We start from the raw sequence: 15,807 nt of genomic DNA on the forward strand, positions 1-15,807 counted from the left end.
TTTAATTAATTATCCGCGAAGTTCGTAAACTTCTGGTTTTTGTGCTTGGTGTGGATGCTCTGCTCCAGCATACACGTTTAATTTCTTAGATACTTGACGTCCTAAACGTCCTTTTGGAAGCATCCCTTTAATTGCAAGCTCTAACATTTGTACAGGGTAGTTTGTACGCATTTCTAGAGCTGTTCTTTGCTTAAGTCCACCTGGGTGGTTAGTGTGACGGTAGTAAATTTTATCGTTTAATTTATTACCTGTTAAATGAATTTTCTCAGCGTTAATAATAATTACATGATCACCCGTGTCAACGTGTGGTGTAAATGTAGGTTTGTTTTTACCACGTAAAATGGATGCTACTTCAGTAGATAGGCGACCTAAAGTTTGACCTTCAGCATCAACCACATACCATTTACGCTCAACTTCGTTAGCTTTTGCCATAAAAGTCGTACGCATGTGTTTCCCTCCTCGTTATCTTTTCCATAGAAAAAATCTATTGTTTATCTTAAACACGATTTCCTTCCGGGGCTAATCGTGGTTTTAGAAACAATACCATATGTTATGATATACTTTTGAGTTTCTAATGTCAAGCAAATGTTACACCAGGATTAGTTGTTATAGTTTACCTGCCATAAGTAAAGTCCATGACCTGGAGCCATCTTTCCAGCAAACTGACGATTTTGTTTCGCTAAAATCTCTGGAATGCTATCAGGATCAAGCTTTCCTTGCCCTACGCTAAGTAACGTACCAACAATAATTCTGACCATATTATATAAAAATCCATTACCTACAAAACGAAAAATTAATTCATCGTCTTGCTCAATTAACTCAATTTCATAAATTGTTCGCACTTTATCTTTTTTGTCAGTTTTTGCCGAACAAAAAGAAGTGAAATCATGCGTTCCAATAAAATAAGGAATCGCTTTTTTTATAGAGCTTATTTCGAGCGGATATGGATATTGATATACGTAATTTCTACGGAATACATCCGCAGTCTTCGATAATAATACACGATAACGATATTCTTTTCTCTCAACACCGTAACGTGCATGAAATTCTTCTGTTTTTTTCTCCACCTGTCCGATAACAATATCATCTGGCAACATTGTATTTAAAGCATTACCCCATTGCCACTCTTCAAGAGACAAAGGTGTATCAAAGTGTATTACTTGTCCTTTTGCATGAACGGTGGAATCCGTTCTGCCCGATGCCTGAACACGAACAAGTTCTCCTTTATGCAATTTCTGCAATGCTTTCTCTATCTCTTGTTGAACAGTACGATGCTGCGGCTGAATTTGATAACCACAAAAATGCATGCCATCATATGCAACCGTACATTTTATTCTTTCCATCTTTCCATTCTCCATTACAATCGCACCCATGCCAAAATACAAGCTAAACAAAGTAAGCTTATAATCGTTACTGTATCACTTGTTTTCCAGCGTAGTTGCCTAAATTTAGTACGTCCTTCACCACTTTTATATCCACGTGCTTCCATCGCAATCGCTAAATCCTCTGCACGCTTAAATGCACTGATAAATAGCGGAACGAGTAGCGAGATAATAGCTTTCATCCTATCTTTTATCGGTCCCCCAGCGAAATCAATACCGCGTGATGCTTGTGCTTTCATAATTTTACTCGTTTCATCCATTAATGTTGGGATAAATCGAAGAGAAATTGACATCATTAGTGCGATTTCATGCACAGGGACTTTTATACGCTTCAATGGCTTTAATAACGTCTCCAAACCATCTGTAATTTCAATAGGTGTCGTCGTTAACGTTAATAATGTCGTCATTAAAATAATAACGAAGAATCGTATAGAAATGTATATCCCTTGCTCTAATCCTTTTTCATGTATCGAAAACCAACCAAGCTGGAATAGTACATCCCCCTCTTTATTTGTAAAAATATGCAGGAAAAATGTAAAAAGAAAAATCCATAAAATTGGTTTTAAGCCCGAAAGTACATAACGAATCGGCACTTTTGCAAAAAATAAAGCAATGAGTGCATATAAAAATAAAAATCCATATGAAATCGCATTATTTGCCAAGAAAACAACAAATACATATAAAAAGACAATCAGCAGCTTCGTACGTGGATCAAGTTGATGAATAAGAGAATTCCCTGGAATATACCTTCCAATAATCAACTGCTGCATGATTCATGACCACCTTTTCGTAACACCTGCAAAACTTCATGAGTAAGATCCTCTAAAGATAAGGTAGCCTTTGGGATTGAAATGCCAAACTTCTCTTCAATTGCACGTTTATACTTTAAAGACATAGGAAGATCCACACCAATTTTCTCTAGTTCATCAGCATGTGAAAATACTTCCTCTGCACTTCCTTGCAAAAAGACCGTTCCTTTATGCATGACTACAATCTGCTCCGCATACTTAGCAGCATCCTCCATATTATGCGTTACTAGAATAACTGTAAGACTTTTCTCCTTATGTAGCTTATAAAACATCTCCATAAGTTCATTCTGCCCTTTTGGATCTAATCCTGCTGTAGGTTCATCTAATACAAGCACTTCTGGTTCCATCGCCAATACGCCCGCTATCGCAACACGCCTCATTTGCCCACCACTTAACTCAAATGGTGAACGTGTTAACAGTTCTGGTTCTAACCCCACAAGTTCAATTGCCTCTCTTGCCTTTTGCTTCGCTTCTTCTACAGATATCCCAAAATTAGTAGGGCCGAAACAAATATCTTTCTCCACAGTCTCTTCAAACAACTGATGTTCTGGGAATTGAAAGACAACCCCTACCTTTTTACGTAGTGGCTTTAGCTTTTTTTCTTTCTTTCCTGCCGAAATGAAATGTTCACCAATTTGAACTGTGCCATTTGTCGGCTGCAATAAACCATTTAAATGTTGAATCATCGTCGACTTACCTGAACCAGTATGACCGATAATGGCATAATAGCCCCCACTTGGAAACGACACGTCTACATCATAAAGTGCGCGTCTTTCAAATGGAGTTTTATATTGATAACGATGTTCTACTTTTTGGAATGTAATCTCCAAAGTTCGTTCACCAAGCTTTCCATTGTAAGATGCGTATTTTGCAAGAGAATTTCATTTCTTTTTAATAATTCTGCTATTTTCACAGAAAATGGTACATCTAATCCAATTTCTTGGAGCATATGAGAGGACTTGAAAATTTGCTCTGGAATCCCTTCCTCTAATATCTCTCCCTTATTTAAAATAATGACACGGTCTGATTGTGCCGCTTCTTCTAAATCGTGCGTAATTGATAACACGGTAATACCTTTTTGATTAACAAGTTGTCTAACCGTTTCTACTACTTCACGTCTCCCTTGAGGATCTAACATTGACGTTGCTTCATCTAATATCAAAATAGATGGCTGAAGTGCTAAAACGCCTGCTATTGCCACTCGCTGCTTTTGCCCACCAGATAACGAATGAGGTTCATCATTAAGAAAATCTTCCATACGGACAAGTTTGAGGGCCTGATCTAATCTTTCTATCATTTGCTCTCTTGGCATTCCGATATTCTCTAAGCCAAAAACAACATCGTCTTGCACTGTCGTTCCAACAAATTGATTGTCTGGATTTTGAAATACCATCCCAATTTGTTTTCGAACATCCCATACCGTTTCCTCTGATAAAACCATTGTATCATTTACTGTAATAGTCCCTGCTTCTGGCAAAAACAAACCATTCAATAATTTTGCAAGTGTAGACTTCCCTGAACCGTTTTGTCCAATAACAGATACCCATTCTCCCTCATACAAGGAAAATGAAACATCTTTTAATGCATAATTGGCTGCCCCAGGATATTGAAATGATATATTTTCTGTCCGAAGTTTCTCTTTTTTCAATACAAGGCACCCTTTCCTTTGCCAAGTTAGCCTATTTTTATATTTAAAAAAAAGGGCCATGACCAGTTTCTTGAAAAGAACTGTCCTGCCCTTTTAATTATCATTATACTAACTCGATAATTACCATTGGTGCTGCGTCTCCGCGACGTGGACCAATTTTTGCAATACGAGTGTATCCGCCTTGGCGCTCAGCATAGCGTGGAGCTACATCAGCGAATAATTTTTGAAGTGCATCTTGACCAGTCTCAGCGTTAGCTACTTCATTGCGAATGAAAGCTGCTGCTTGACGACGAGCATGAAGATCTCCGCGTTTACCTAAAGTGATCATTTTTTCCACTACAGAACGAAGTTCTTTTGCACGAGTTTCTGTCGTTTGGATGCGCTCGTTGATAATTAAATCAGTAGCTAAATCACGTAACATAGCTTTACGTTGCGCACTTGTACGGCCTAATTTTCTGTATGCCATTCGTAGTTCCCTCCTTTGTTGATGGGTTTAAATCCTCAGTCGTCTTTACGTAAACCTAAACCTAATTCCTCAAGTTTATGTTTAACTTCTTCTAAGGATTTACGTCCTAAGTTACGAACTTTCATCATATCTTCTTCTGTTTTGTTCGCAAGCTCTTGTACAGTATTAATTCCTGCACGTTTTAGGCAATTATAAGAACGAACAGAAAGATCTAGTTCTTCGATAGTCATCTCAAGAACTTTCTCTTTTTGATCTTCTTCCTTCTCGACCATAATCTCAGCATTTTGTGCTTCATCAGTTAAACCAACAAAGATATTTAAATGCTCAGTTAAGATTTTGGCACCTAAAGAGATAGCTTCTTTTGGCCCGATGCTTCCATCCGTCCATACATCAAGCGTAAGCTTATCATAATTAGCCACTTGTCCGACACGTGTCTTTTCCACTTGGTAAGTTACACGTGATACTGGAGTATAAATAGAATCAATAGGAATTACTCCTATTGGTTGATCTTCGCTTTTATTTGCATCAGCTGGCGTATACCCACGGCCACGCTTTGCAGTTAAACGCATGCGGAAATGCGCATTTTTTGCTAACGTTGCAATGTGTAAATCTGGATTTAAGATTTCTACATCACTATCGTGAGTAATATCAGCAGCTGTGACAATACCTTCGCCCTGTACATCAATTTCCAACGTCTTCTCTTCTTCAGAGTAGATTTTAAGAGCTAACTTTTTCAAGTTTAAGATGATCGTCGTAACGTCTTCTACTACGCCCTCAACTGTTGAAAATTCATGTAATACGCCATCGATTTGGATGGCAGTAACAGCGGCACCAGGGAGTGAGGATAAAAGAATACGACGTAAGGAGTTACCCAAAGTAGTACCATATCCACGCTCAAGCGGTTCAATTACGAATTTACCATATTTAGCATCTTCGTTAAGTTCAACCGTTTCGATTTTCGGCTTTTCGATTTCAATCATTAACTAAACCCTCCTTCAAAACGTCGAAACCCCGGTTAAACAAAGGGATACCCCCTGTCTAACCGAAAGTCCCCCTTAGGCAGTTCCCGATTGTGCACAACAAGCGATGTTTCTGTACGAAATTTCTCGATAATGCATCATATCCATTATAGACAAAAGGGAAAATTCTATACAGAAAAATTACACACGACGACGTTTTGGTGGACGACATCCATTATGAGGAACTGGAGTAACATCTCTAATTGCTGTTACTTCTAGACCTGCAGCTTGAAGAGCACGAATTGCAGCTTCACGACCAGCACCAGGACCTTTAACAGTAACCTCTAAAGTTTTTAAACCGTGCTCCATTGCAACTTTAGCAGCAGCTTCAGCAGCCATTTGCGCAGCGAATGGAGTAGACTTACGAGATCCACGGAAACCAAGTGCACCAGCACTAGACCAAGAAAGTGCGTTACCATGAGTATCTGTAAGTGTTACGATTGTGTTGTTGAAAGTAGAACGAATATGAGCTATACCAGCTTCAATATTCTTTTTCACACGTTTTTTACGAGTGTTTGTTTTACGTGCCATTGTTAGTTCAACCTCCTTTACTTATTATTTCTTTTTATTTGCTACTGTACGACGTGGACCTTTACGTGTACGAGCATTGTTTTTAGAGTTTTGACCACGAACTGGTAAACCACGACGGTGACGAAGACCACGGTAAGAACCGATCTCCATTAGACGTTTAATGTTAAGAGATACTTCACGACGAAGGTCTCCCTCAACTTTAATACGATCGATGATATCACGGATACGTCCTAGTTCGTCTTCCGTTAAATCACGAACTCGTGTTTCTGAAGAAATACCAGCTTCAGTAAGAATTTTTTCAGCAGTTGTGCGACCAATGCCGAATACGTAAGTTAAAGAAATAACAACGCGTTTGTCTCGAGGAATATCTACACCTGCGATACGTGCCATTCTGAATGCACCTCCTTCTGATTAACCTTGTTTTTGTTTATGTTTAGGGTTTTCACAAATAACCATTACTTTTCCACGTCTACGAATAACTTTACATTTTTCGCAGATTGGTTTAACTGACGGTCTTACTTTCATGTCTCGAACCTCCTTAAAGATTACGGAGTGCTATATTATTTAAAACGGTACGTAATACGACCACGATTTAAATCGTACGGAGATAATTCTACCGTAACTTTGTCTCCTGGTAAAATACGAATGAAGTTCATACGGATTTTACCAGAAACGTGAGCCAATACGACATGCCCATTCTCTAATTCTACTTTGAACATAGCATTTGGCAACGTTTCAAGAACGGTACCTTCGACTTCAATTACATCATCTTTAGCCATTCAATAGTTCTCCCTTCTTCAAATCAGTAACATTTTACACTGCTCTGAAATCCCGGAGAGCCAGCTACTTATAAAGTGGTAAGGATTTCGTATCCTGCTTCTGTAAGAGCAATCGTGTGCTCAAAGTGGGCACACCATTTACCATCTACCGTTACCACTGTCCAGTCATCAGATAGTGTTTTTACATATCGTCTTCCTTGATTCACCATCGGCTCAACACAGATGACCATTCCCGGCTTTAATCTAGGGCCTCTATTTGGTGGACCATAGTGCGGGATTTGAGGGTCCTCATGTAAGTCTTGCCCGATTCCGTGACCAACATACTCCCTAACGATCGAGAACCCATTCTCTTCAGCATGGGTTTGAACCGCATGTGAGATATTTGATAATCTTTCGCCTGGTTTTACTTGTTCTAGACCAAGATACAACGATTTTTCTGTGACATCAAGTAGCTTTTGAACAGATTCAGAAATGTTTCCAACTGGATACGTCCATGCAGAATCTCCATGGTACCCATTGTATTTCGCACCAATATCGATACTGATGATATTGCCCTCTTCGAGCTTGCGCTTCCCTGGAATTCCGTGTACAAGCTCTTCATTTACAGAAGCACATATGCTCCCCGGAAATCCGTTGTATCCTTTAAAAGATGGCGTAGCACCATATTTTCGAATCGTCTTTTCCGCTATTTGATCGAGCTCTTTCGTTGTAATTCCTGGAGTAATATGCTGTTTCAACTCTTGATGAGTTAAAGCAACGATCCTGCCAGCTTCTCGCATGATTTCTATCTCGCGAGGAGTTTTGCAGATGATCATTACGCTAAGCCTCCGATGAGAACATCGATATCAGCAAATACTTTATTGATATCTTGCTCACCATTAATGCTTTGTAAGTAACCAAGCTCCTCGTAGAAATCAAGCAAAGGTTTTGTTTGCTTAATATTTACATCTAAACGATTTGCCACAGTTTCTTCATTGTCATCAGAGCGTTGATATAATTCGCCACCACATTTATCGCACACATCAGCTTTTGCTGGTGGATTGAATTCTAAGTGGTAAGTCGCACCGCACTCTTTACAAATGCGACGGCCTGTAAGGCGTTTTAATAACAACCCTGAATCCACATTAATGTTTAAAACATAGTCGATTTTTTTACCAAGATCTTTCATAATCTCTTCAAGAGCTGATGCTTGTGCAACAGTTCGTGGGAAACCGTCTAGTAAGAAACCTCTTACGCAGTCTTCTTGACTTAAACGTTCACGAACGATTCCGATTGTAACTTCATCTGGAACAAGCGCACCTTTATCAATAAAAGATTTTGCTTGTAGACCCATTTCAGTTTCAGCCTTCATAGCTGCACGGAACATATCTCCTGTTGAAATGTGAGGGATGTTATACTTGGCAACAATCTGTTCGGCTTGTGTACCTTTACCAGCACCAGGAAGCCCCATTAAAATTAAGTTCATCCTTGTTCCCCCTCAGAGTACATGAGCATGTAGGGAAGACAAACCTTCCCACTTACTCACTGCTTGATAAACCCTTTGTAATGGCGTTTTACCAGTTGGCTTTCTAGCTGCTTCATTGTTTCTAAAGCAACGCCGACAACGATTAACATACTCGTTCCACCAATCTGTGCAGATGGAGGAAGATTTCCCAGTTTCGTAAAGATAACTGGTAAGATTGCAATCGCTGCTAGGAAAATTGATCCTACAAAGGTTAAACGATACAAGATTTTTGTTAGATATTGTTCCGTATTCTTACCCGGACGAATACCTGGAACATATCCACCTTGTTTGTTTAGATTCTCTGACATTTGCTCTGGATTAACCTGAACAAACGCATAGAAATATGTGAAGGCTACAATGAGCGCAACATATATGATCATTCCCACTGGGTGAGAATAGTTAAAGTTTGCAATGATCCACTGCGATACATCATGCTTCGGGAAGAACTGTGCAATAGTTGGAGGCGTAATTAAGAATGAAACAGCAAAAATGACTGGAATAACACCCGCACTATTTACCTTAAGCGGTAAATGTGTGTTTTGTGCTCCAGCATGATTCCCATTCCCTCCTGTTACACGCTTCGCATATTGAATTGGGATCTTTCTAACAGCCTGTTGAATGAAAATAACACCAACAATAACCGCTAGCACAGCTAGTAAGATCAACGCAACTTTAACGATACTCATGAACAATTGATCTCCGATATTTTGAAACTGTTGTTGATACACTTGAGATATAACACTTGGGATCGCTGCGGCAATACCGCCAAAGATAAGGATGGAAATACCATTACCTACACCTTTAGCTGTAATCTGTTCACCTAACCACATTAAAAATGCAGTACCAGCAGTCAGTACCGTAGCAATGTATAAATAAGTGCTCCAACCAGGATTCAAAATTAATTGTCCACCTACCATACCGTTAAAACCGATTGACATACCAAACCCCTGAATAAACGCAAGAACAATTGTAAAGTAACGCGTGAATTGCGTTAGTTTACGACGGCCCATTTCACCTTGCTTCGACCATTCCGAAAATTTAGGAACAACATCCATCTGCAATAATTGCACGATGATGGATGCTGTAATATACGGCATGATTCCCATCGCGAAGATGGAGAAGTTTTTCAAGGCGCCACCGCCAAATGTATTTAGGATACCTAAGGCATTTAATTGATCTTGTGCTTTCAGTACGTCTCCATTTGTAAATGGCACTGGGATAAACGTGCCAATCCTGAATACGATTAACATCGCTAAAGTGAATAATATTTTACGTCTTATCTCAGCAACGCGCATAAAGTTGGAGATTGTACGAAACATTAGATCACCTCAACTGATCCGCCAGCTGCTTCAATTGCTTCTTTAGCACTTGAAGAGAACTTGTGCGCTTTAACAGTTAATTTTTTCTCTACTGCTCCGCTTGCAAGAATTTTAACACCGTCGTTTAACTTGCTGATAACGCCAGTTTCCAGCAATAATTCAGGTGTTACTTCTGTACCATCTTCAAAACGATTTAACGTTGATAAGTTTACAATAGTAAACTCTTTACGGTTAATGTTTGTGAAGCCGCGTTTTGGTAAACGACGGAATAATGGAGTTTGACCACCTTCGAAGCCAAGACGAACACCGCCACCAGAACGTGCGTTTTGTCCTTTATGACCTTTACCAGCAGTTTTACCGTTACCAGAACCGATACCACGACCGACACGGTTACGTACTTTACGAGAACCTTCTGCAGGTTTTAATTCATGAAGTTTCATTCCCAGGCACCTCCTTATATTAATGAGTTATCCTTAAGCTTCTTTTACAGTTATAAGGTGAGAAACTTTGTTGATCATACCAAGAATAGCAGGAGTTTCTTCCTTAACTACAGTTGAATTCAACTTTTTAAGACCTAAAGCTTCTACCGTCGCACGTTGATCTTGTGGACGACCAATTACACTACGAGTGAGGGTAATTTCTAACTTTTTCGCCATTTGTTTTCCCTCCTTAACCTAGTAGCTCTTCTACAGATTTACCGCGTAATTTTGCAACATCTTCAGCGCGCTTAAGTTCGCTTAATCCGTTCACAGTAGCGCGAATCATGTTGATTGGTGTGTTAGAACCAAGAGATTTCGAAAGAATATCTTGTACACCAGCTAATTCAAGTACCGCACGAACAGGTCCACCTGCAATAACACCAGTACCTTCAGCAGCAGGTTTTAAGAATACTTCACCAGCTCCAAAATGACCGTTGATTGTGTGTGGAATTGTTGTACCAACTAATGGTACAGCGATTAAGTTTTTCTTAGCGTCTTCGATAGCTTTGCGGATTGCGTCTGGTACCTCTTGTGCTTTACCAGTACCGAATCCAACATGACCGTTTTTATCGCCAACTACAACTAGTGCAGCAAAGCGGAAACGACGACCACCCTTAACAACTTTCGCGACACGATTTATCGTAACTACACGTTCTTCAAGTTCTAATTTACTTGGGTCAATGCGATGCATCAATTTTCCCTCCTTTGACCATTAAAATTGTAATCCAGCCTCACGAGCAGCTTCAGCTAGAGCTTTAACACGGCCATGGTATAAGTAACCACCGCGATCAAATACTACTTCTTTAACGCCTTTCTCTACAGCACGCTTAGCAACTGATTCTCCTACTTTCGTAGCAGCTTCAGTATTGCTAGTACCGTTAAGAGCAAGGTCTTTATCAAGAGTAGATGCACTTACTAACGTTACACCATTCACATCATCAATAACTTGAGCGTAAATATGTTGATTAGAACGGAACACGTTTAAACGTGGACGTTCTGCAGTACCAGTAAGTTTAGCACGTACACGTGCATGTCTTTTCTTACGAGTCGCATTTTTATCAGCTTTAGTGATCATTCTTGTCACTCCTTTCTCTCACCTAACGGGTTTACTTAGCAGTTTTACCTTCTTTACGACGAACAACTTCGCCTTCGTAACGAATACCTTTACCTTTATATGGCTCAGGAGCACGTACAGCACGGATGTTAGCAGCAAATTCGCCAACACGTTGCTTGTCGATACCTTTGATTACGATTTTAGTTGGTACAGGTACTTCAACTTCAAGACCTGCTTCCGGAGTCATTTCTACTGGATGAGAATAACCTACGCTTAATACAAGTTTATCTCCTTGTTTTTGAGCACGGTAACCAACACCGACTAATTCAAGTCCGCGTGCGAAACCTGTAGTTACACCTTCAACCATGTTTCCGATTAAAGCACGAGTTGTACCGTGTAATGCACGGTGTTCCTTCTGTTCAGATGGACGCTCAACTGTTAGTGTATTTTCTTCAATTTTGATAGACATATCAGCATTGAATTTACGAGTTAATTCACCTTTTGGGCCTTTTACTGTTACAGTATTGTCTTCTGCAATTGTAATAGTAACACCTGCAGGGATTTCAAGAATCTTTTTACCAATACGAGACATGTGGTCACACCTCCGTTCGTTTTAAATATATATTACCAAACGTATGCTACTACTTCTCCACCAGTTTGTAATTGACGAGCGTCTTTGTCTGTCATTACTCCCTTAGATGTAGAAACAAGAGCGATACCTAATCCGTTAAGTACACGTGGTACTTCATCAGCTTTAGCGTAAACGCGTAAGCCAGGTTTACTGATACGTTTTAATCCAGTGATTACACGTTCATTGTTTGCACCGTATTTCAGGAAAATACGAAGGATACCTTGTTTGTTATCCTCGATGTATTCTACATCACGAATGAAACCTTCACGTTTTAAAAGTTCAGCGATCTCTTTTTTGATTTTAGAAGCAGGAACCTCTAATTTCTCATGACGTACCATGTTCGCATTACGGATGCGAGTAAGCATGTCTGCAATTGGATCTGTCATCACCATGTGTTTTACCTCCTTCCCATTTGTGGGTTTTACCAACTAGCTTTTTTAACACCAGGAATTTGACCTTTATATGCAAGTTCACGGAAACAAATACGGCAAAGCTTAAATTTGCGGTATACAGAATGCGGACGACCGCAGCGTTCGCAACGTGTATACTCTTGTACTTTAAACTTAGGAGTACGCTTTTGTTTCGCTATCATAGATTTTTTAGCCACGTTTTCGCCTCCTCTACTTAGCGTTGGTTTCCATTATTTTTGGAATGGCATACCGAATTGTGTTAAAAGTTCACGAGCTTCTTCATCAGTTTTCGCTGTAGTAACGATTACGATGTCCATACCGCGGACTTTGCTTACTTTATCATAATCGATCTCAGGGAAGATAAGTTGCTCTTTAACACCTAATGTGTAGTTCCCACGACCATCAAATGATTTCTTAGAAACACCACGGAAATCACGTACACGTGGTAAAGAAACCGATACTAATTTGTCGAAAAACTCATACATCTGCTCGCCGCGTAAAGTTACTTTCGCACCGATTGGCATACCTTCACGAAGACGGAAACCAGCGATTGATTTTTTAGCACGAGTTACAACAGGTTTTTGACCTGCGATTTGTGTTAATTCTTCTACTGCATTGTCTAAAGCTTTTGAGTTAGATACCGCGTCACCAACACCAGTGTTGATTACGATCTTTTCGATTTTCGGTACTTCCATCACAGATTTATAGTTAAACTTGCTCACTAGAGCAGGAGTAATTTCCTTTTGGAACTTCTCTTTAAGGCGATTCAATGAAGTGACCTCCTTTCTTAAGAAAATTATTTATCTAATAATTCACCAGATTTTTTTGCAATACGAACTTTTTTACCATCTTCTACTTTGAAGCCTACGCGAGTAGGTTCACCTGTTTTCGGATCTAAAACCATAACGTTAGAAACGTGAATAGGTGCTTCTTTAGTAATAATTCCACCTTGTGGATTTAATTGAGATGGCTTAGAGTGTTTTTTAACGATGTTAACACCCTCAACGATAACACGGTTTTGCTTTGGGAAAGCCACAAGGATAACGCCTTGTTTTCCTTTGTCTTTTCCAGTGATTACCTGTACTTTATCACCTTTTTTTACATGCATCTTAATTCTGCACCTCCTTAGCAAGGCAATACCTTAAATTATAGAACTTCTGGAGCTAAAGAAACGATCTTCATGAAGTTGCTATCACGTAATTCACGAGCTACTGGTCCGAAGATACGAGTACCACGTGGGCTCTTATCGTCTTTAATGATAACCGCTGCGTTTTCATCAAATTTGATGTAAGAACCGTCCGGACGACGAGCTCCGCTCTTCGTACGTACTACTACTGCTTTAACAACGTCACCTTTTTTAACAACGCCACCTGGTGTTGCTTGTTTTACCGTAGCAACGATAATATCACCAATGTTAGCATATTTACGACCAGAGCCGCCTAATACTTTAATTGTTAAAAGTTCACGTGCACCAGAGTTGTCAGCAACTTTCAAACGAGATTCTTGTTGGATCATGTTATGAAACCTCCCTTCGGACTAAAAATTCCGATTCGTCTATTTAGATAATAACCGCTTCTTCAACGATTTCAACTAAACGGAAACGCTTAGTAGCAGAAAGCGGGCGAGTTTCCATGATTTTAACGATATCGCCAAGTTTCGCTTGGTTTTGCTCATCATGGGCTTTGTACTTCTTAGAATACTTAACACGTTTTCCGTACAAGGAATGAGTTTTGTAAGTTTCAACTAAAACTGTAATCGTTTTGTCCATTTTGTCAGACACAACACGACCAGTATAAACTTTGCGTTGGTTACGTTCGCTCACTATGCAAACCTCCCCTCAATTTATCGATTAATTCCGATCTCTCTTTCACGAACTACAGTTTTCATACGAGCGATTGCTTTACGCACTTCACGAATGCGAGTTGGATTCTCTAATTGTCCTGTAGCAAGTTGGAAGCGAAGATTGAACAATTCTTCCTTTAAAGCTTTAACTTTTGTTTCGATTTCGGCAGTGGTTAATTCACGAATATCATTAGTTTTCATTAGATTCACCACCATTTTCTTCACGTTTTACGAATTTACATTTCACAGGTAACTTGTGAGCTGCAAGACGTAATGCTTCGCGTGCTACCTCTTCAGATACACCCGCGATTTCGAACATAATTTTCCCAGGTTTTACTACTGCTACCCAGCCTTCTGGTGCCCCTTTACCGGAACCCATACGTACTTCTAGAGGTTTTGCAGTGTAAGGCTTAGAAGGGAAAATTTTAATCCATACTTTACCGCCACGTTTCATGTAACGAGTCATTGCACGACGAGCAGCTTCGATTTGACGGTTTGTAATCCATGAAGCAGCTTGTGCTTGTAAACCGAATTCACCGAAAGCAATTTCAGTTCCACCTTTTGCACGACCACGCATTTTACCACGATGCTCTCTACGATATTTTACGCGTTTTGGCATTAACATATTATTTTCCTCCTTCCTCAGAAGCTTTCTTTTTTGTAGGAAGGACTTCTCCACGGTAGATCCATACTTTTACGCCTAATTTACCGTATGTTGTATCAGCTTCAACTGCTGCATAGTCAATATCAGCGCGAAGTGTATGAAGTGGAACAGTTCCTTCACTGTAAGATTCTGCACGAGCGATATCAGCTCCGCCAAGACGACCAGAAACCTGTGTTTTAATACCTTTAGCACCTGCACGCATAGCACGTTGAATAACTTGCTTTTGTGCACGACGGAATGATACACGGTTTTCTAATTGACGAGCAATGTTTTCGCCTACTAATTTAGCGTTAAGATCAGCTCTCTTAACTTCTAAAATATTGATGTGTACACGCTTGCCTGTTAATTGGTTAAGAGCTTTACGAAGTGCTTCAACTTCAGTACCACCTTTACCAATTACCATACCAGGTTTTGCAGTGTGAATTGTAACATTTACACGATTTGCTGCACGTTCGATTTCTACTTTAGCAACAGCAGAATCTTTTAAGCGTACAGTAATGTACTCACGGATTTTGATGTCTTCATGTAATAATGTAGCGTAATCTTTCTCTGCGAACCAACGAGATTCCCAATCACGGATAACGCCGACACGAAGACCAATTGGATTAACCTTTTGACCCATCGATTATCCCTCCTTCTTTTCTGATACCACAACTGTAATGTGGCTTGTGCGTTTGTTAATTTGGCTTGCACGACCCATTGCACGTGGACGGAAACGTTTCAACGTTGGACCTTCGTCAACGAAAACTTTTTCAACAACTAGGTTGTTAATATCCATCTCATAATTGTGCTCTGCATTTGCGATTGCAGATTTTAAAACTTTCTCTACAACTGGAGAAGCAGTTTTTGGTGTGTGGTTAAGGATAGCAATCGCTTCACCCACTTGCTTACCTCGGATTAAGTCTACTACTAAACGAACTTTACGAGGAGCAATACGAACTGTTCTCGCTACTGCTTTAGCTTGCATTGAAGTGCCTCCTCTCATTATCTTCTAGTTTTCTTATCGTCAGCAAGGTGACCTTTATACGTACGAGTTGGTGCGAATTCACCTAACTTATGGCCAACCATATCCTCAGTGATGTACACAGGTACGTGTTTACGACCATCATATACAGCGATTGTGTGTCCGATGAACTGAGGGAAGATTGTTGAACGGCGAGACCAAGTTTTAACAACTTGTTTTTGCTCAGATGCAACTAATTTTTCCATTTTGCTCATTAAGTGATCATCGACAAATGGTCCTTTTTTTAAGCTACGAGCCATTTTGGTG

Annotated in this window: 30 protein-coding genes; all 30 read right to left on the reverse strand. The window is 39.8% G+C overall.

From position 1 onward, the window contains the following. Positions 1–9: 9 nt before the first annotated feature. A complete protein-coding gene (gene rplM / locus ACUN28_RS00790) occupies positions 10–447 on the reverse strand; it encodes a 50S ribosomal protein L13 (RefSeq protein WP_001260795.1) in 438 nt (145 codons plus the stop codon). 152 nt (positions 448–599) lie between these two features. Then, positions 600–1,343 (reverse strand): tRNA pseudouridine(38-40) synthase TruA, encoded by a 744-nt coding sequence (gene truA, locus ACUN28_RS00795; protein ID WP_016089667.1) that lies wholly within the window; start codon positions 1,341–1,343, stop codon positions 600–602. Positions 1,344–1,357: 14 nt separating this feature from the next. Then, on the reverse strand, positions 1,358–2,152 hold the full coding sequence (locus ACUN28_RS00800; RefSeq protein WP_016089668.1) for an energy-coupling factor transporter transmembrane component T family protein: 795 nt from the start codon (positions 2,150–2,152) through the stop codon (positions 1,358–1,360). Beyond that, on the reverse strand, positions 2,140–3,021 hold the full coding sequence (locus ACUN28_RS00805; RefSeq protein WP_016089669.1) for an energy-coupling factor ABC transporter ATP-binding protein: 882 nt from the start codon (positions 3,019–3,021) through the stop codon (positions 2,140–2,142). Before ACUN28_RS00805 ends, ACUN28_RS00800 begins: the two co-directional genes overlap by 13 nt. After that, entirely contained in the window at positions 2,997–3,839 is an 843-nt protein-coding gene (locus ACUN28_RS00810) for an energy-coupling factor ABC transporter ATP-binding protein (RefSeq protein WP_016089670.1), read from the reverse strand. Before ACUN28_RS00810 ends, ACUN28_RS00805 begins: the two co-directional genes overlap by 25 nt. Before the next feature lie 103 nt (positions 3,840–3,942). Beyond that, positions 3,943–4,305 carry a 50S ribosomal protein L17 gene (gene rplQ, locus ACUN28_RS00815; RefSeq protein WP_000331490.1) on the reverse strand — a complete coding sequence of 121 codons (363 nt, stop codon included), beginning with the start codon at positions 4,303–4,305 and terminating at the stop codon, positions 3,943–3,945. 35 nt (positions 4,306–4,340) lie between these two features. Then, positions 4,341–5,285, reverse strand: coding sequence for a DNA-directed RNA polymerase subunit alpha (locus ACUN28_RS00820; protein ID WP_000569644.1), 945 nt, complete (start codon positions 5,283–5,285; stop codon positions 4,341–4,343). Positions 5,286–5,465: 180 nt separating this feature from the next. Continuing rightward, complete coding sequence (gene rpsK / locus ACUN28_RS00825) at positions 5,466–5,855, reverse strand: 30S ribosomal protein S11 (protein ID WP_000101797.1); 390 nt, start codon at positions 5,853–5,855, stop codon at positions 5,466–5,468. 24 nt (positions 5,856–5,879) lie between these two features. Further along, positions 5,880–6,245, reverse strand: a complete 366-nt coding sequence (gene rpsM / locus ACUN28_RS00830) for a 30S ribosomal protein S13 (protein WP_000090790.1) — start codon at positions 6,243–6,245, stop codon at positions 5,880–5,882. A 21-nt stretch (positions 6,246–6,266) separates the two neighbouring features. Continuing rightward, positions 6,267–6,380 (reverse strand): 50S ribosomal protein L36, encoded by a 114-nt coding sequence (gene rpmJ, locus ACUN28_RS00835; protein WP_000868344.1) that lies wholly within the window; start codon positions 6,378–6,380, stop codon positions 6,267–6,269. 35 nt (positions 6,381–6,415) lie between these two features. Next, entirely contained in the window at positions 6,416–6,634 is a 219-nt protein-coding gene (gene infA / locus ACUN28_RS00840) for a translation initiation factor IF-1 (protein WP_001029884.1), read from the reverse strand. A 68-nt stretch (positions 6,635–6,702) separates the two neighbouring features. Further along, the gene (gene map, locus ACUN28_RS00845; protein WP_445423327.1) at positions 6,703–7,449 is read right to left on the reverse strand and encodes a type I methionyl aminopeptidase; all 747 of its coding nucleotides are present in this window, start codon (positions 7,447–7,449) and stop codon (positions 6,703–6,705) included. Next, the gene (locus tag ACUN28_RS00850; protein WP_001048996.1) at positions 7,449–8,099 is read right to left on the reverse strand and encodes an adenylate kinase; all 651 of its coding nucleotides are present in this window, start codon (positions 8,097–8,099) and stop codon (positions 7,449–7,451) included. The genes map and ACUN28_RS00850 overlap by 1 nt, the downstream gene beginning before the upstream one ends. Positions 8,100–8,155: 56 nt before the next feature. Next, entirely contained in the window at positions 8,156–9,457 is a 1,302-nt protein-coding gene (gene secY, locus ACUN28_RS00855; protein WP_000490118.1) for a preprotein translocase subunit SecY, read from the reverse strand. Then, a complete protein-coding gene (gene rplO / locus ACUN28_RS00860; protein WP_000766083.1) occupies positions 9,457–9,897 on the reverse strand; it encodes a 50S ribosomal protein L15 in 441 nt (146 codons plus the stop codon). The genes secY and rplO overlap by 1 nt, the downstream gene beginning before the upstream one ends. Positions 9,898–9,930: 33 nt before the next feature. Then, the gene (gene rpmD, locus ACUN28_RS00865) at positions 9,931–10,113 is read right to left on the reverse strand and encodes a 50S ribosomal protein L30 (protein ID WP_001085231.1); all 183 of its coding nucleotides are present in this window, start codon (positions 10,111–10,113) and stop codon (positions 9,931–9,933) included. A gap of 13 nt (positions 10,114–10,126) precedes the next feature. Further along, positions 10,127–10,627 (reverse strand): 30S ribosomal protein S5, encoded by a 501-nt coding sequence (gene rpsE / locus ACUN28_RS00870; protein WP_000554646.1) that lies wholly within the window; start codon positions 10,625–10,627, stop codon positions 10,127–10,129. 21 nt (positions 10,628–10,648) lie between these two features. Beyond that, a complete protein-coding gene (gene rplR, locus ACUN28_RS00875) occupies positions 10,649–11,011 on the reverse strand; it encodes a 50S ribosomal protein L18 (protein ID WP_000628818.1) in 363 nt (120 codons plus the stop codon). A 31-nt stretch (positions 11,012–11,042) separates the two neighbouring features. Next, positions 11,043–11,582, reverse strand: a complete 540-nt coding sequence (gene rplF, locus ACUN28_RS00880; protein ID WP_000086553.1) for a 50S ribosomal protein L6 — start codon at positions 11,580–11,582, stop codon at positions 11,043–11,045. Between the two features lie 32 nt (positions 11,583–11,614). After that, positions 11,615–12,013 carry a 30S ribosomal protein S8 gene (gene rpsH, locus ACUN28_RS00885; protein ID WP_000245511.1) on the reverse strand — a complete coding sequence of 133 codons (399 nt, stop codon included), beginning with the start codon at positions 12,011–12,013 and terminating at the stop codon, positions 11,615–11,617. 29 nt (positions 12,014–12,042) lie between these two features. Beyond that, on the reverse strand, positions 12,043–12,228 hold the full coding sequence (rpsN, locus tag ACUN28_RS00890) for a 30S ribosomal protein S14 (protein ID WP_001085700.1): 186 nt from the start codon (positions 12,226–12,228) through the stop codon (positions 12,043–12,045). Positions 12,229–12,261: 33 nt separating this feature from the next. Next, entirely contained in the window at positions 12,262–12,801 is a 540-nt protein-coding gene (gene rplE, locus ACUN28_RS00895) for a 50S ribosomal protein L5 (protein WP_001080829.1), read from the reverse strand. 26 nt (positions 12,802–12,827) lie between these two features. Then, complete coding sequence (gene rplX, locus ACUN28_RS00900; protein ID WP_000558201.1) at positions 12,828–13,139, reverse strand: 50S ribosomal protein L24; 312 nt, start codon at positions 13,137–13,139, stop codon at positions 12,828–12,830. A gap of 38 nt (positions 13,140–13,177) precedes the next feature. After that, positions 13,178–13,546: a 50S ribosomal protein L14 gene (gene rplN, locus ACUN28_RS00905; protein WP_000615912.1), complete on the reverse strand. Its 369-nt coding sequence runs from the start codon at positions 13,544–13,546 to the stop codon at positions 13,178–13,180. Positions 13,547–13,589: 43 nt separating this feature from the next. Next, a complete protein-coding gene (gene rpsQ, locus ACUN28_RS00910; RefSeq protein WP_000004106.1) occupies positions 13,590–13,853 on the reverse strand; it encodes a 30S ribosomal protein S17 in 264 nt (87 codons plus the stop codon). A 20-nt stretch (positions 13,854–13,873) separates the two neighbouring features. Then, positions 13,874–14,074, reverse strand: a complete 201-nt coding sequence (rpmC, locus tag ACUN28_RS00915; RefSeq protein WP_000855718.1) for a 50S ribosomal protein L29 — start codon at positions 14,072–14,074, stop codon at positions 13,874–13,876. Beyond that, positions 14,064–14,498 (reverse strand): 50S ribosomal protein L16, encoded by a 435-nt coding sequence (rplP, locus tag ACUN28_RS00920; RefSeq protein ID WP_000928969.1) that lies wholly within the window; start codon positions 14,496–14,498, stop codon positions 14,064–14,066. Before rplP ends, rpmC begins: the two co-directional genes overlap by 11 nt. Before the next feature lies 1 nt (position 14,499). After that, entirely contained in the window at positions 14,500–15,159 is a 660-nt protein-coding gene (rpsC, locus tag ACUN28_RS00925) for a 30S ribosomal protein S3 (protein ID WP_000529958.1), read from the reverse strand. A gap of 3 nt (positions 15,160–15,162) precedes the next feature. Next, positions 15,163–15,504, reverse strand: coding sequence for a 50S ribosomal protein L22 (gene rplV, locus ACUN28_RS00930; protein WP_001148024.1), 342 nt, complete (start codon positions 15,502–15,504; stop codon positions 15,163–15,165). 17 nt (positions 15,505–15,521) lie between these two features. Further along, positions 15,522–15,800, reverse strand: a complete 279-nt coding sequence (gene rpsS, locus ACUN28_RS00935) for a 30S ribosomal protein S19 (RefSeq protein WP_000124454.1) — start codon at positions 15,798–15,800, stop codon at positions 15,522–15,524. Positions 15,801–15,807 lie beyond the last annotated feature (7 nt).

This window comes from Bacillus sp. WC2507, from assembly GCF_052656125.1.

Coding starts and splice junctions, on each gene's coding strand:
- rpsE (WP_000554646.1), bottom strand. CDS start 10,627: ATGCATCGCATTGACCCAAGTAAATTAGAACTTGAAGAACGTGTAGTT.
- rplQ (WP_000331490.1), bottom strand. CDS start 4,305: ATGGCATACAGAAAATTAGGCCGTACAAGTGCGCAACGTAAAGCTATG.
- rplM (WP_001260795.1), bottom strand. CDS start 447: ATGCGTACGACTTTTATGGCAAAAGCTAACGAAGTTGAGCGTAAATGG.
- rpsS (WP_000124454.1), bottom strand. CDS start 15,800: ATGGCTCGTAGCTTAAAAAAAGGACCATTTGTCGATGATCACTTAATG.
- rplX (WP_000558201.1), bottom strand. CDS start 13,139: ATGCATGTAAAAAAAGGTGATAAAGTACAGGTAATCACTGGAAAAGAC.
- rplF (WP_000086553.1), bottom strand. CDS start 11,582: ATGTCTCGTATTGGTAAAAAGATTCTTGAAATCCCTGCAGGTGTTACT.
- rpsC (WP_000529958.1), bottom strand. CDS start 15,159: ATGGGTCAAAAGGTTAATCCAATTGGTCTTCGTGTCGGCGTTATCCGT.
- rpsM (WP_000090790.1), bottom strand. CDS start 6,245: ATGGCACGTATCGCAGGTGTAGATATTCCTCGAGACAAACGCGTTGTT.
- infA (WP_001029884.1), bottom strand. CDS start 6,634: ATGGCTAAAGATGATGTAATTGAAGTCGAAGGTACCGTTCTTGAAACG.
- rpmJ (WP_000868344.1), bottom strand. CDS start 6,380: ATGAAAGTAAGACCGTCAGTTAAACCAATCTGCGAAAAATGTAAAGTT.
- map (WP_445423327.1), bottom strand. CDS start 7,449: ATGATCATCTGCAAAACTCCTCGCGAGATAGAAATCATGCGAGAAGCT.
- rpmC (WP_000855718.1), bottom strand. CDS start 14,074: ATGAAAACTAATGATATTCGTGAATTAACCACTGCCGAAATCGAAACA.
- rpsK (WP_000101797.1), bottom strand. CDS start 5,855: ATGGCACGTAAAACAAACACTCGTAAAAAACGTGTGAAAAAGAATATT.
- rpmD (WP_001085231.1), bottom strand. CDS start 10,113: ATGGCGAAAAAGTTAGAAATTACCCTCACTCGTAGTGTAATTGGTCGT.
- ACUN28_RS00820 (WP_000569644.1), bottom strand. CDS start 5,285: ATGATTGAAATCGAAAAGCCGAAAATCGAAACGGTTGAACTTAACGAA.
- rplN (WP_000615912.1), bottom strand. CDS start 13,546: ATGATCCAACAAGAATCTCGTTTGAAAGTTGCTGACAACTCTGGTGCA.
- rplV (WP_001148024.1), bottom strand. CDS start 15,504: ATGCAAGCTAAAGCAGTAGCGAGAACAGTTCGTATTGCTCCTCGTAAA.
- secY (WP_000490118.1), bottom strand. CDS start 9,457: ATGTTTCGTACAATCTCCAACTTTATGCGCGTTGCTGAGATAAGACGT.
- ACUN28_RS00800 (WP_016089668.1), bottom strand. CDS start 2,152: ATGCAGCAGTTGATTATTGGAAGGTATATTCCAGGGAATTCTCTTATT.
- rplP (WP_000928969.1), bottom strand. CDS start 14,498: ATGTTAATGCCAAAACGCGTAAAATATCGTAGAGAGCATCGTGGTAAA.
- truA (WP_016089667.1), bottom strand. CDS start 1,343: ATGGAAAGAATAAAATGTACGGTTGCATATGATGGCATGCATTTTTGT.
- rpsH (WP_000245511.1), bottom strand. CDS start 12,013: ATGGTGATGACAGATCCAATTGCAGACATGCTTACTCGCATCCGTAAT.
- rplR (WP_000628818.1), bottom strand. CDS start 11,011: ATGATCACTAAAGCTGATAAAAATGCGACTCGTAAGAAAAGACATGCA.
- rplO (WP_000766083.1), bottom strand. CDS start 9,897: ATGAAACTTCATGAATTAAAACCTGCAGAAGGTTCTCGTAAAGTACGT.
- ACUN28_RS00850 (WP_001048996.1), bottom strand. CDS start 8,099: ATGAACTTAATTTTAATGGGGCTTCCTGGTGCTGGTAAAGGTACACAA.